Annotated in this window: 14 protein-coding genes; 6 read left to right on the top strand and 8 right to left on the bottom strand. The window is 53.5% G+C overall.

Annotation, left to right across the window (positions count from 1 at the left end; genetic code table 11):
• Positions 1-113: 113 nt before the first annotated feature.
• Positions 114-359 (bottom strand): septal ring assembly protein ZapB, encoded by a 246-nt coding sequence (gene zapB / locus ACFX4O_RS20475; protein ID WP_131412875.1) that lies wholly within the window; start codon positions 357-359, stop codon positions 114-116.
• Between the two features lie 494 nt (positions 360-853).
• On the opposite strand from zapB, the gene ACFX4O_RS20470 reads away from it, so the two are divergent.
• The 4 genes from ACFX4O_RS20470 to fpr all read left to right on the top strand — a co-directional run bounded on the left by ACFX4O_RS20470 (position 854) and on the right by fpr (position 5,192).
• Positions 854-1,702 carry an MIP/aquaporin family protein gene (locus ACFX4O_RS20470; RefSeq protein ID WP_131412877.1) on the top strand — a complete coding sequence of 283 codons (849 nt, stop codon included), beginning with the start codon at positions 854-856 and terminating at the stop codon, positions 1,700-1,702.
• A 21-nt stretch (positions 1,703-1,723) separates the two neighbouring features.
• Entirely contained in the window at positions 1,724-3,232 is a 1,509-nt protein-coding gene (gene glpK / locus ACFX4O_RS20465) for a glycerol kinase GlpK (RefSeq protein ID WP_131412879.1), read from the top strand.
• Between the two features lie 106 nt (positions 3,233-3,338).
• A complete protein-coding gene (gene glpX, locus ACFX4O_RS20460) occupies positions 3,339-4,349 on the top strand; it encodes a class II fructose-bisphosphatase (RefSeq protein WP_380210785.1) in 1,011 nt (336 codons plus the stop codon).
• A gap of 96 nt (positions 4,350-4,445) precedes the next feature.
• Positions 4,446-5,192 carry a ferredoxin--NADP(+) reductase gene (gene fpr, locus ACFX4O_RS20455; protein WP_380210782.1) on the top strand — a complete coding sequence of 249 codons (747 nt, stop codon included), beginning with the start codon at positions 4,446-4,448 and terminating at the stop codon, positions 5,190-5,192.
• On the opposite strand, the gene ACFX4O_RS20450 is transcribed toward fpr, so the two are convergent.
• Positions 5,193-5,612, bottom strand: coding sequence for a DUF805 domain-containing protein (locus ACFX4O_RS20450; protein ID WP_131412885.1), 420 nt, complete (start codon positions 5,610-5,612; stop codon positions 5,193-5,195).
• A 112-nt stretch (positions 5,613-5,724) separates the two neighbouring features.
• Here ACFX4O_RS20450 and ACFX4O_RS20445 point away from each other — a divergent pair, with 112 nt between their 5' ends.
• Both ACFX4O_RS20445 and tpiA read left to right on the top strand, forming a co-directional pair.
• Positions 5,725-6,324, top strand: a complete 600-nt coding sequence (locus ACFX4O_RS20445) for a YiiQ family protein (RefSeq protein WP_131412887.1) — start codon at positions 5,725-5,727, stop codon at positions 6,322-6,324.
• A 107-nt stretch (positions 6,325-6,431) separates the two neighbouring features.
• Positions 6,432-7,199 (top strand): triose-phosphate isomerase, encoded by a 768-nt coding sequence (gene tpiA / locus ACFX4O_RS20440; RefSeq protein WP_017459647.1) that lies wholly within the window; start codon positions 6,432-6,434, stop codon positions 7,197-7,199.
• A 39-nt stretch (positions 7,200-7,238) separates the two neighbouring features.
• Here tpiA and ACFX4O_RS20435 read toward each other — a convergent pair whose 3' ends face one another.
• From ACFX4O_RS20435 to ACFX4O_RS20410, 6 genes are all read right to left on the bottom strand, one after another.
• A complete protein-coding gene (locus ACFX4O_RS20435; protein WP_380210781.1) occupies positions 7,239-8,543 on the bottom strand; it encodes an SLC13 family permease in 1,305 nt (434 codons plus the stop codon).
• A gap of 73 nt (positions 8,544-8,616) precedes the next feature.
• A complete protein-coding gene (locus tag ACFX4O_RS20430; protein ID WP_131412891.1) occupies positions 8,617-9,375 on the bottom strand; it encodes a CDP-diacylglycerol diphosphatase in 759 nt (252 codons plus the stop codon).
• A gap of 122 nt (positions 9,376-9,497) precedes the next feature.
• Positions 9,498-10,487 carry a sulfate ABC transporter substrate-binding protein gene (locus tag ACFX4O_RS20425; protein WP_380210779.1) on the bottom strand — a complete coding sequence of 330 codons (990 nt, stop codon included), beginning with the start codon at positions 10,485-10,487 and terminating at the stop codon, positions 9,498-9,500.
• 147 nt (positions 10,488-10,634) lie between these two features.
• The gene (gene pfkA / locus ACFX4O_RS20420; protein ID WP_131412895.1) at positions 10,635-11,597 is read right to left on the bottom strand and encodes a 6-phosphofructokinase; all 963 of its coding nucleotides are present in this window, start codon (positions 11,595-11,597) and stop codon (positions 10,635-10,637) included.
• A 202-nt stretch (positions 11,598-11,799) separates the two neighbouring features.
• Positions 11,800-12,684, bottom strand: coding sequence for a CDF family cation-efflux transporter FieF (fieF, locus tag ACFX4O_RS20415; protein WP_380210777.1), 885 nt, complete (start codon positions 12,682-12,684; stop codon positions 11,800-11,802).
• Between the two features lie 231 nt (positions 12,685-12,915).
• Entirely contained in the window at positions 12,916-13,134 is a 219-nt protein-coding gene (locus tag ACFX4O_RS20410; RefSeq protein WP_380210775.1) for a DNA-binding transcriptional regulator, read from the bottom strand.
• Positions 13,135-13,201 lie beyond the last annotated feature (67 nt).

Below are 13,201 nucleotides of genomic sequence, written 5' to 3'. Positions count from 1 at the left end.
AGATTTCGCACTGTAGCAAGGCCTAAGCCCGTTTCCACGGCGGCATCGATAACGTTATTACCGGGGTGAATACAAGCAACCAATGCCGCAGCTACGCGAAAGATAAAGCGTAATCAGACTTCTTCCATACGCCCCAGCAGAGCCTGCAAGCGCTCCTGCCAGCCGTGTTGCTGCTCTCTCAGCTGGTGATTTTCACGCTCCAGCTCTTCACGGCTATGTTGAGCAGACTGTACTTCCTGCGCCAGGCTATTGTTTTTCTCTTTCAGCTCTTCGATTTCCATCTGCAGCAGCGTGATGGTATCAATCGCCTGCTGCACCTTCGCTTCCAGTTTTTCAAACACTTCTAATGACATTGTCATACCTCTCCTGAGTTGCAAGGCGTTGATGGATATACACTTGATTCTTCGTGTTGCAGGTGCGTCACCGCTTTCTTGCAACCCGAATGATTCGTGTCTTTAAAAATCCCCGTCCCGAAAATCGGCGACGCCTTATGATATTGAGCGGATCTCGCTTGTCCCCGATTGTATGAAGCCCACCAGCCCCTGTCCAGCGCGGAGCCGCGCTGTTTGCGCTTTGCAACACTTTTAGTCCTCATCCTGGTGCAACGCGCGCGTCTACCACTAAATTGTTAAGGCCTGGGTTACAAAAATGATTCAGCTCACATTTCGCTATGGTGCAAAAACGCGCTTCAGCGCTCGAAAACGCTCATTTTATTGACGCAGTACACACATTTTAATTTCGATATTTCTCGTTTTTGCTCGTTAACGATAAATTAACACTATGTCTACACGACATCATGGGGGAGCGATCGCCCGTGCTAACAATAACCATTACTCTTTTGCAGGATCCGATTATGAGTCAGACATCAACCTTAAAAGGCCAGTGCATCGCCGAGTTTCTCGGCACCGGGTTGTTGATTTTCTTCGGTGTAGGGTGCGTGGCAGCGTTGAAAGTGGCTGGCGCCACCTTCGGCCAGTGGGAAATCAGTATCATCTGGGGTTTGGGCGTGGCAATGGCCATTTACCTGACCGCAGGGGTTTCCGGCGCACATCTGAACCCGGCTGTGACTATTGCATTATGGCTCTTCGCTAGTTTTGACGGGCGCAAAGTTGTTCCCTTCATCATTTCTCAGTTTGCCGGCGCGTTTTGCGCGGCTGCACTTGTTTACGGGCTTTACTACAATCTTTTCCTCGATTTCGAACAAACGCACAATATGGTGCGCGGCAGTGTTGAAAGTCTTGATCTGGCTGGTATTTTCTCTACTTACCCGAACCCGCACATCAACTTTGTGCAGGCCTTCGCCGTTGAGATGGTCATTACCGCAGTGCTGATGGGCGTCATCATGGCGTTAGGTGATGATGGCAACGGGATTCCGCGTGGCCCGCTGGCACCCTTGCTGATCGGCCTGCTGATTGCCGTTATTGGCGCATCAATGGGTCCATTAACCGGATTTGCCATGAACCCGGCGCGTGACCTTGGCCCGAAAACGTTCGCCTGGCTTGCCGGCTGGGGCAACGTTGCCTTTACCGGTGGCAAAGATATTCCCTACTTCCTCGTCCCGCTGTTCGGGCCGATCGTAGGCGCGGCGCTCGGCGCATTCGGTTATCGTAAACTGATTGGTCGCCATCTGCCGTCTGGAACCAGTGAGGCGGCGAAAGAAGAAGGTACTGCCTCCACGACTCAACAAAAAGCTTCGCTGTAATGTGACTACGGGAACATAACCATGACTGACAAAAAATATATCGTTGCGCTCGACCAGGGCACTACCAGCTCCCGCGCCGTCGTGATGGATCATGACGCCAACATCATCAGCGTCTCTCAGCGCGAGTTTGAACAAATTTATCCGAAGCCAGGCTGGGTTGAGCACGACCCGATGGAGATCTGGGCCTCGCAGAGTTCAACGCTGGTAGAAGTGTTAGCGAAAGCGGATATCAATTCCGACGAAATCGCTGCTATCGGCATCACTAACCAGCGTGAAACCGCTATCGTCTGGGAACGTGAAACCGGCAAGCCGATTTACAACGCTATCGTCTGGCAGTGTCGCCGCACCGCCGATATTTGCGAAAAACTGAAACGCGATGGCATGGAAGAGTATGTACGCAACACCACCGGCCTGGTGGTTGACCCGTACTTCTCCGGCACCAAAGTGAAATGGATCCTCGACCACGTAGAAGGCTCTCGCGAACGTGCGAAACGTGGTGAACTGCTGTTCGGTACCGTTGATACCTGGCTTATCTGGAAAATGACCCAGGGCCGCGTACACGTGACGGATTACACCAACGCCTCGCGTACCATGCTGTTCAATATCCACGAGCTGGACTGGGACGACAAAATGCTGGAAGCGCTGGATATCCCACGCGCCATGCTGCCGGAAGTGCGTAAATCTTCTGAAGTTTACGGCCAGACCAACATTGGTGGTAAAGGCGGTACACGTATTCCTATCGCCGGTATCGCTGGCGACCAGCAAGCGGCGCTGTTTGGCCAACTGTGTGTGAAAGAAGGGATGGCGAAAAACACCTACGGAACCGGCTGCTTTATGCTGATGAACACCGGCGAAAAAGCGGTGAAATCTGAGCATGGTCTGTTGACTACCATCGGTTGCGGCCCGAAAGGTGAAGTGAACTATGCGCTGGAAGGTGCGGTGTTTATGGCAGGCGCATCCATCCAGTGGCTGCGCGACGAGATGAAGCTTATCAGCGATGCATTTGACTCTGAATACTTCGCCACCAAAGTGAAAGATACCAACGGTGTGTACGTGGTACCGGCCTTTACCGGCCTGGGCGCGCCGTACTGGGACCCGTATGCACGCGGTGCTATTTTCGGTCTGACCCGTGGCGTCAACTCGAACCACATCATCCGCGCTACGCTTGAATCTATCGCCTACCAGACGCGCGACGTGCTGGAAGCGATGCAGGCGGATTCCGGCATTCGTTTACACGCTCTGCGCGTGGATGGCGGCGCAGTTGCCAACAACTTCCTGATGCAGTTCCAGTCTGACATTCTCGGCACCCGCGTAGAACGTCCGGAAGTGCGTGAAGTCACGGCGCTGGGCGCAGCGTACCTAGCTGGCCTTGCGGTTGGCTTCTGGCAGAACCTGGATGAACTGCAGGAAAAAGCGGTTATCGAACGCGAATTCCGTCCGGGGATCGAAACCACCGAGCGTAACGTCCGCTACAACGGCTGGAAAAAAGCGGTGAAACGCGCGCTGGCGTGGGAAGATCACGACGAGTAATTTGCCTCAACTTTGCCCTCTCTCTTCGGGGAGAGGGCTGTCCAACAAACCCACCTCTTCTCGCTGTGATAAACTTCGCTCAATTTCTTTCACTATAGAGTTTGTTATGAGACGAGAACTTGCCATCGAATTCTCCCGTGTGACCGAGGCTGCAGCGCTGGCTGGCTACAAATGGCTGGGTCGTGGCGATAAGAACACGGCAGATGGCGCAGCGGTTAACGCTATGCGCATCATGCTCAACAATGTCGATATTGACGGGACCATCGTGATCGGTGAAGGCGAAATCGACGAAGCGCCAATGCTGTTCATCGGTGAAAAAGTCGGTACCGGCAAAGGTGACGCGGTCGATATCGCCGTTGACCCAATCGAAGGGACACGCATGACGGCAATGGGCCAGGCCAATGCGCTGGCGGTGCTGGCGGTCGGCGATAAGGGCTGTTTCCTGAACGCGCCGGACATGTACATGGAAAAACTGATTGTTGGTCCTGGTGCGAAAGGCGCTATTGATCTCAATCTGCCGCTGGCCGACAACCTGCGCAATGTCGCTTCTGCGCTCGGCAAACCACTAAGCGAGCTGACGGTGACCATTCTTGCCAAACCACGCCACGATGCCATCATTGCCGAGATGCAGGCGCTGGGCGTACGTGTTTTCGCTATTCCCGATGGCGACGTTGCCGCATCGATCCTCACTTGCATGCCGGATAGCGAAGTGGACGTCCTGTACGGCATTGGCGGTGCGCCGGAAGGCGTGGTCTCTGCGGCGGTGATCCGCGCGCTCGATGGCGATATGCAGGGCCGTCTGCTGGCGCGCCATCAGGTGAAAGGCGACAACGAAGAGAACCGTCGTATTGGCGAATATGAATTAAAACGCTGCCGCGGTATGGGAATTGAAGCAGGCAATGTGCTGCGTCTGGAGGAAATGGCGCGCAGCGACAATGTGATCTTCGCCGCCACCGGCATTACCAAAGGCGACCTGCTGGACGGCATCACGCGTAAGGGCAATATCGCCACAACCGAAACGCTGCTGATCCGCGGTAAATCGCGCACCATTCGCCGTATTCAATCTATTCATTACCTGGATCGCAAAGACCCGGAAGTACAGCGTCATATACTGTAAGGGTATTTGTTCAATTGAGCTTTCCGGCCTTCGCAGGCTGGAAATCTCATGCGACAGACACGAAGATAAAGCAACGCTACAGAACAGGAGAAAACCATGGCGGACTGGGTAACAGGAAAAGTCACAAAGGTGCAGTTCTGGACCGATGCGCTGTTCAGCCTCACCGTTCATGCCCCCGTCCATCCCTTCACTGCAGGACAATTCGCCAAGCTCGGACTGGAAATTGACGGCGAGCGCGTACAGCGCGCCTACTCTTACGTGAACGCACCGAGCAATCCCGATCTGGAGTTCTATCTCGTAACCGTACCGGAAGGGAAACTCAGCCCCCGCCTGGCCGCGCTCCAGCCGGGAGATGAAGTGCTGCTGGTAAGCGAAGCTGCTGGTTTCTTCGTGCTGGAAGAAGTCCCTGACTGCGATACGTTATGGATGCTGGCAACCGGCACCGCGATCGGGCCATATTTGTCGATTTTGCAAGAAGGCAGGGATCTGGAACGCTTCAAAAACCTGGTGCTAGTGCATGCGGTGCGCTACGCGGCGGATTTAAGTTATTTGCCGCTGATGCTGGAGCTGCAAAAGCGCTACGAAGGGAAATTGCGGATTCAGACGGTGGTTAGCCGGGAAACCCTTTCCGGTTCGCTGACCGGGCGCGTTCCGGCGTTGATTGAAAGCGGTGCGCTGGAAGAGGCCGTAGGGCTTGCGTTGAACGCCGAAACCAGCCATGTGATGCTGTGCGGCAACCCGCAAATGGTGCGCGATACCACACAGTTACTGAAAGATACCCGGCAGATGGCAAAACACCTGCGCCGCCGCCCGGGGCATATCACCGCCGAACACTATTGGTGATCAGCGGTACTTTACGTCCAGCGTCTCTTTGCCGTACTTGTTTTCCCCCTGGGTGCCAACAAACGCGCCCAGGTCAATGAGCATCATGACAATGATTACCACCGGAATCAGACGCCCCACTGTCCACTCAAGCGTACCGCCCAGCACTTGCCAGTTGCCCGAAAGCAGCATCCACGCCAGCACCATCAACAAGCCCCACGCACCGTGACGACCTCGGTCATGCAGACGTTTTACCATCACGCAGGTTGTCGGCCAGATCAGACATACCAGGATAAATGCGGCCATCTGAAAATCGAGCATACCGCTGTTAGCCAACGCGAACAGCACCGTCATACTCAACACCCACAGGATCACCCAGACCCAAAAATCACGACGCCCAATGCGCCCTTTAAAAGAGAACAACCACTGCTGTATGCCCATGTAAGGTTCCTTTTATCGTAATGCTGCGTAGTTTACCCTGGCGGCGGGAGTTTTTGACAAGCCAGCCCGATATCGTTTTAATCGTGAACAAACTCAACAAAGGGCGATGTGAATGAAAGCATGGCGTTACCCCATTTGGCTGCTCTTTTCCGCGCTGGTTTTCAGCATGCCGGTTCATGCAGAAGAGCCGCCGACCGCCACTACTGCGCCCTATTTACTGCCGGGTGCGCCGACATTTGACCAGTCGATTAGTCAGTTCCGCGAGAAATTTAATACCGACAACCCGACGCTGGCGCTCAGTGAATTTCGCGCGGTGGATAGTCGGGGCGACCAGGCGAACCTGACGCGCGCAGCCACAAAAATCAATGATTACCTCTATGCCTCGACGGCGCTGGAACGCGGCACGCTAAAAATTAAATCGATGCAGATAACCTGGCTGCCGGTGCAAGGACCCGAGCAAAAAGCGGCGAAAGCAAAGGCCCAAGAGTATATGGCGGCGTTTATCCGCGCCTTCTCACCGACGCTAACCGCGGCGCAAAGTACGCAAAAGCTGCAAAAATTGCTGACTAACGGCAAAAACAAACCTTACTACGCCGAAACGGAAGGCGCGATTCGCTATGTGGTGGCAGACAACGGCGAAAAAGGGCTGACCTTCGCTGTTGAACCGATTAAGCTGACGCTATCTGATTCGCTGGAAGAGAACAATAAATGACAAAAAGCAAAGCCTTTCAGGGGATGAATCTCTATACTATTTCACAGACCATGCTGCCCTGAGGGGCGGCCATATTCCTTAATTCGCCAAGCGCGTGGAGAGTAAAAATGCGACATCCTTTAGTGATGGGTAACTGGAAACTGAACGGCAGCCGCCACATGGTAAACGAACTGGTTGCAAACCTGCGTACCGAGCTGGCTGGCGTAACGGGTTGTGCTGTCTCAATCGCTCCGCCGGAAATGTACCTCGATCTGGCCAAACACGCCGCTGACGGCAGCCACATCGTACTGGGCGCGCAAAACGTTGACGTTAACCTGTCTGGCGCATTCACCGGCGAAACCTCTGCCGAAATGCTGAAAGATATTGGCGCGAAATACATCATCATCGGCCACTCTGAGCGTCGTACTTACCACAAAGAATCCGACGAGTTGATCGCGAAAAAATTCGCTGTGCTGAAAGCGCAGGGTCTGACACCGGTTCTGTGTATTGGTGAAACCGAAGCGGAAAACGAAGCCGGTAAAACCGAAGAAGTCTGCGCACGTCAGATCGACGCAGTGCTGAAAACTCAGGGTGCGGCGGCATTCGAAGGCGCTGTCATTGCCTACGAACCGGTTTGGGCTATCGGTACCGGCAAATCTGCTACCCCGGCACAGGCACAGGCTGTTCACAAATTTATTCGTGACCACATTGCTAAAGCCGACGCGAAAGTGGCTGAGCAAGTGATCATTCAGTACGGCGGTTCCGTTAACGCTGGCAACGCAGCAGAGCTGTTCACCCAGCCGGATATTGACGGCGCACTGGTTGGCGGCGCATCCCTGAAAGCTGACGCTTTCGCGGTGATCGTTAAAGCGGCAGAAGCTGCAAAACAGGCGTAATTCTGTTTTACCCTCTCCCGGCCGGGAGAGGGTTTCACCTTACAATTTCCCCAACACGCTAAACCACGTATAATCCAGCGGCAACAACACCAAATACGTCACAACCGCCAGCACCAGACAGAGCAGCATCCCCGCTCTTGCCGGTACTTTGCCGAGCGCCATCGCCACCACAATCGGTGACGCCTGATACGGCAACAGCGGCGTGGAATACCCCAGCACCTGAATCATGATGACTGACAGCAACGGAAAACCGGTGGCATCGGCAAAACTCTGCGCCAGCGTGGTAAACAGCGCCGGTACGCCGTTAGCGGTCATAATAAAATTCAGCGCGGTGGTAATGCCGGTTAGCGCCAGGAAACTGGTGAACGGACGCGCCGGATCAAGCGGCATCACATGCAACAGCGCTTCACCGACGGCGCTACCGATCCCGGTTTGCGTCACGGTAATCGCCAGGCCGAGAATTCCCGCCACATAGATACAGGTGCGAATATTCACACCGCTGGAAAATTCGTCGCCGGTAATAAAGCCCACGCGCGGCAACAGCGTCACGCAAGCAGCAGCAAGCCCCGTCCACGCAGGGCCGATGCCGTGCCAGCTTTCCGTAACCCACAACGTCAGTACTACCGCCAGCATCCACGCCAGCCGTTTTTCATCCCGGCTCATCGGTTCAGCGGGTGTTTGCTCGCGCGGCGCGCGTGGCTGACCAGGAAAGAGCCAGCAAATCAGGCCAATCAAGATCAGCCCTTTTAAAATGCCAAGTACCGGCGTATGCAGCAGCAGATAAGGCACATAGTTAAGATGAATGCCGTAGGAGCCTTCTGCCGCACCGCTCATCACCAGGTTTGGCACGTTGGCGGGCAAAATGGTCGCCGATAACTGGAAAGTGCCAAAACCGACCGCCAACGCCAGCCCATACCAGGAACGTGTTCCTTCGTTAATGCCCGCGCGTGCCGCCATTGCCGCGACGATTGGCATCAACAGCGCAATGCGCCCCATGTTCGAAGGCATCACAAACGCCAGTGCGTAACTGAGCAGTACGACGCTTGCGACCATTTGCAGCCATGAGTCGGTCAGCTTTGCCGATAACGCTCTCGCCGCCCGATCCGCCAGCCCGGTTTTGCGTATTGCCACTCCGAGCACAAAGCCGCTGAACACCAACCAGAAGGCCGATGAAGCGAAACCACCAAAAATGACGTCCGGCGGCGCAATTTTTGCCACCATCGCCGCCGTAAAAAATAGCAGGGCGGTGATAAATTCCGGCAATAACGAAGTGGCCCACAGCACGATAGTGATGCCGACAATGACAGAGGGAAGGAACAGAGGGTGAGAAAGCCAGAGCGACATGCCTGTCTCCTGTAGATTTTTTCAGCAAGTCTACGGTGACAGGCAGGCGGAGTAAACGTGAATTATGGTGGGGTTATTTCAGGATATCGCATTGATGATCCTGAATTTCCTCTGCCGATGCGCGATTAAGCGCCAACAGATTACGCTCGGTGGCCAGCAGCACAAACGAGCCATCGGCCTGCTGCGCCATTGCCAACGCAAAGCGTCCCATATGCGCTTTTGCTTCCGGGACTTCTTCTGCCAGCATCAAAAACGGGCTGCGTTGAACCAACTCTGCTTCAGTCACGCGGCGCGCTAAATATTGATGACCGAGCAGGCCGCCAGGAAATGCCAGCCACTGGCTGCTGATGCGTGCGGCATTGTCATTCAGTTGCGTGCGCACATCGGAACGCAGACAAGAAATATGGATATGGAAATGGTTCTGCGTGCGCCCGGTGCGCGAATTAATGGTCAAGGAAATCGCGTTGTCCGGCACCGTGTTGCCGCGCAGTTTACTCATCACATCTCGGGATTGCCACGCTTGCCAGAAGAAGTTTGGCGTTGTCGGTTGCAACAGCAACGGGCTTTCCGTGCCGTTGATGCGGTACGTCGGCATGAGCAAAAACTGCAACGGCCCATTGCGATCTTTCATCAGCACGTAGCCGCTTTTCAGGTTCACCTGAGCGCAGGGTTTTGGCAAGTTATGCTCACGCATGTTCGGTAAACATTGTTCGGTGACTATCTGGCGCAACGCATCCGGGTTACCGCTGTTTTTAAACCACAACCACGCTCCCGCTGCTGCCAGTAAAGCCAGCACCAACAGAACAATGACGATACGACGCACGGTTTTCATTTTTCCGCTTCCTTTGCTGAAAGAACCGGAATGATAGCGCAAATTGCAGGGGAAGTCGGAAATCCTGGATTTTACGCAGAGGGAAAACAAAAACGCCCTCTGATGAGGGCGCCTGGGGGAGATTAACGTTTACTGATTTGGTCGAAAGTACTGCCGTTAGAGAAGTGCTCTTTTTGCGCCTTCGTCCAGCCACCGAACACATCATCAATGGTGAAAAGTTTCAGTTTCGGGAACGCGTTGGCGTATTTCGCCGCCACCTGTGCATCACGCGGGCGATAAAAGTTCTTTGCGGCGATCTCCTGGCCTTCCGGCGAATAGAGGTATTTCAGGTAGGCTTCCGCCACTTTCTCGGTGCCTTTCTTCTCTGCTACTTTGTCGACAACAGAGACGGTTGGCTCCGCGAGGATAGATTCGCTCGGGGTGACAATTTCAAATTTGTCTTTGCCCAGTTCGTTGGTTGCCAGAAGCGCTTCGTTTTCCCACGCAATCAGCACGTCACCAATACCGCGCTCAACGAAGGTATTGGTCGCACCGCGCGCACCGGAATCCAGCACTTCTACGTTTTTAAACAGCGCTTTTACGAACTCCTGCGCTTTTGCCTGATCGCCGCCGTTCTGATGCAGCGCATAGCCCCAGGCCGCCAGGTAGTTCCAGCGCGCGCCACCGGAGCTTTTCGGGTTTGGCGTGATCACAGAAACGCCAGGTTTAATCAGATCGTTCCAGTCATGAATCTGTTTCGGGTTACCTTTACGCACCAGGAAAACGATGGTTGAGGTATAGGGAGCGGAGTTGTCTGGCAGGCGTTTGATCCAGTTTTTATCGATACGGCCGCGTTCTGCAATCGCGTCAACATCGTAGGCCAGCGCTAGCGTTACCACATCAGCGTCGATACCGTTGATAACAGATGTTGCCTGTTTGCCGGAACCGCCATGGGACTGACGAATCACCACGTTGTCGCCTGTCTCTTGTTTCCAGTGCGCGCTAAAAGCTTTGTTGTATTGCTCATACAGCTCACGCGTTGGATCGTAAGAGACGTTTAATAACTGGATATCCTTTGCCAGAACGCTGGTAGAAGCCAGCAATAATGTAATCCCCAAGCCCCATTTATTCATCGCCCACTCTCTTAAGGTTATCGATTTTGATGTCATCAGACTGCCAGAAAGGTATCCAATGATTAAAGAATAAAAAAAGATTGGCTATAACTTTGGGGAATAAATGTGGGTAAAAAAACGCCCTCATTATTGAGGGCGTTTTCGCACTTAGTAAAGTTTCTTCGCGCAGTCGAGCCAGTCGCCCTTGAACGGACGTTTCATGTTTTCGATAGCGTCGATGATGTCGTGATGCACCATTTTTTCGTTCTGAATACCGACACAACGGCCGCCGTAGCCCTGCAACAACAGCTCAATCGCGTAAGAACCCATACGGGAAGCCAGAATACGATCGTAAGGCACCGGAGAACCGCCGCGCTGAATGTGACCAAGAACAGTGGCACGGGTTTCACGCTCGGTTTCGCTTTCGATGTACTTCGCCAGTTCGTCGATATCACAGATATGCTCGGTAATGGCCACAATGGCGTGTTTTTTACCTTTGGCGATACCCGCTTTGATCTCTGCGACCAGGTCTTCACGGTTGAATTCCACTTCCGGCAGCACGATGAATTCGCAACCGCCTGCAATCGCCGCCGCCAGCGTCAGGTCGCCACAGTAGCGCCCCATCACTTCAACGATGGAGATACGCTGGTGAGAAGAAGAGGTGTCACGCAGGCGGTCGATTGCTTCAACCACGGTTTGCAGCGCGGTGAAGTAGCCGATGGTGTAGTCAGTACCCGCAACGTCGTTATCGATGGTGCCCGGCAAACCGATGCACGGGAAACCCATTTCAGTCAGGCGCTTAGCACCCATGTAAGAACCGTCGCCGCCGATAACAACCAGCGCGTCGATACCGCGTTTTTTCATGTTCTCAATAGCCACTGCGCGGACATGCTCTTCACGGAATTCCGGGAAGCGGGCGGAGCCGAGGAATGTACCGCCGCGGTTGATCATGTCGGACACGCTGTAGCGGTCAAGTTGGATCATGCGGTCTTCATACAGGCCGAGGTAACCGTCATAGATACCTGCCACTTCCAGACCTTCTGTCAATGCTGCGCGGACGACGCCGCGGATCGCGGCATTCATGCCTGGCGCATCACCGCCACTTGTCAACACACCGATTTTTTTAATCATGACTACCTCTGAACTTAGGAATGCAAAATAAAATTCTGTGGCCCGAAGCGACTCCCCTGTGGGAGCGAACAACTATGCTGCAAATAGTATATCAATCCCAGCTTGCTGAATTGATTCAGGTCAGACCAAATGGCGGTAATTTATACACAAAAAGCTGGTCTGGCTCACTTTTTTACAACGAAATGCGAAAGCCTCTACGTGCTTATCGTCCTTGAGGTATTACCGAACAAGGATCCTGATGGATTATCACATCAGAACCCGGGAAACGTTGCAGAATCGCCTGTTCTACTTGCTCAGCAATAAGATGTGCCTGAACGAGCGGCAGGTTATCTTCCATTTCCAAATGTATTTGAATAAAGCGGGTCGGCCCTGACTGCCGCGTGCGAAGATCGTGAGCGCCGCTGACGCCTGGCCAGGCGGTGACGATGTCGAAAATTTCCTGCCGCTCTTCGTCGGGTAAGGCTCTGTCCAGCAATGCCTGAACCGCGTCATATCCCATGTGTAACGCGCTATACAAAATATAGCTGCCAATACCCAGCGCAAACAGTGCGTCCGCCCGATGCCATCCATACCAGGAGAGCCCGAGCGCGATGAGAATTGCGCCGTTCATCATAACATCAGACTGATAATGAAGCATATCCGCCCGAACCGCCTGGCTGTGGGTTTTCCGTACTACCCAACGCTGAAAAGTGACAAGGATCACAGTACTAAACAGTGCGATCAACGTAACCGTAATACCAATGCCTGCATCACGAAGCGGTTCAGGCTTAGCAAGGTGCTGAATACCTGTTAAAAACAGAAACAACGCCGAACCAGAAACAAACATACTTTGTGCTAGTGCCGCCAGCGATTCCGCTTTTCCGTGGCCGAACGTATGCTCTTCATCCGCGGGTTGCAGCGAATAACGAACAACCAACAAGTTGGTCAGTGATGCGGCGATATCCACCAGCGAATCCACCAGCGCCGCCAAAATACTGACCGAACCGGTGAACCACCACGCGAAGATTTTAATTAACAGCAGTGACGATGCCATGACGGTTGCAGCAACCGCCGCCCGGGTAACCAGACGCCCATAGGATTGATTCATAAATGCTCCTGCATTGATCCTGCGGGAATTATAACGAAAGGTGGGCAACAGCAATGGGTAAATTAAGCGGTGGAATTGCGGGCAAAAAAAACCCCCACATCATGTGGGGGAAGACAGGGATGGTGTTTTAGCACCATCACTATCCCCATGAAACAAAAGGATTTGTTTCTTTCAATGTCCACACATTGACCACATCGACACATAACAAGCCCCGCAATTGCGGGGCTGTTCTCACATCCACAAAATTTGCTGCCCTGACGAGGTAGGATGCGGCCTGACCGGTTTTACTTCCCCTGGCTTCACAATATATCGTTGCACAGATTCCAGCGTCACAAAGGTCGCGCTGCAATTTATATTCTGGCACTGATGATAGCGTTCCTTAGTAGTATCTGTCATGTAACGGCTGGTGCGAGCATGTGCCGCGTGCTGGCATAAAGGGCAATGAAACATAATGAGCACCTCATGGTTTGGCTGATGCTTAAATTTTAACTAATAAAACCTTTAAAAACAAATAGAT

This window comes from Kosakonia sp. YIM B13571 (genome assembly GCF_042788095.1).
GTDB classification, from domain to species: domain Bacteria; phylum Pseudomonadota; class Gammaproteobacteria; order Enterobacterales; family Enterobacteriaceae; genus Kosakonia; species Kosakonia quasisacchari.
Note: the sequence above shows the minus strand (reverse complement) of the source record. Positions and strands in the feature narration are given on the sequence as shown.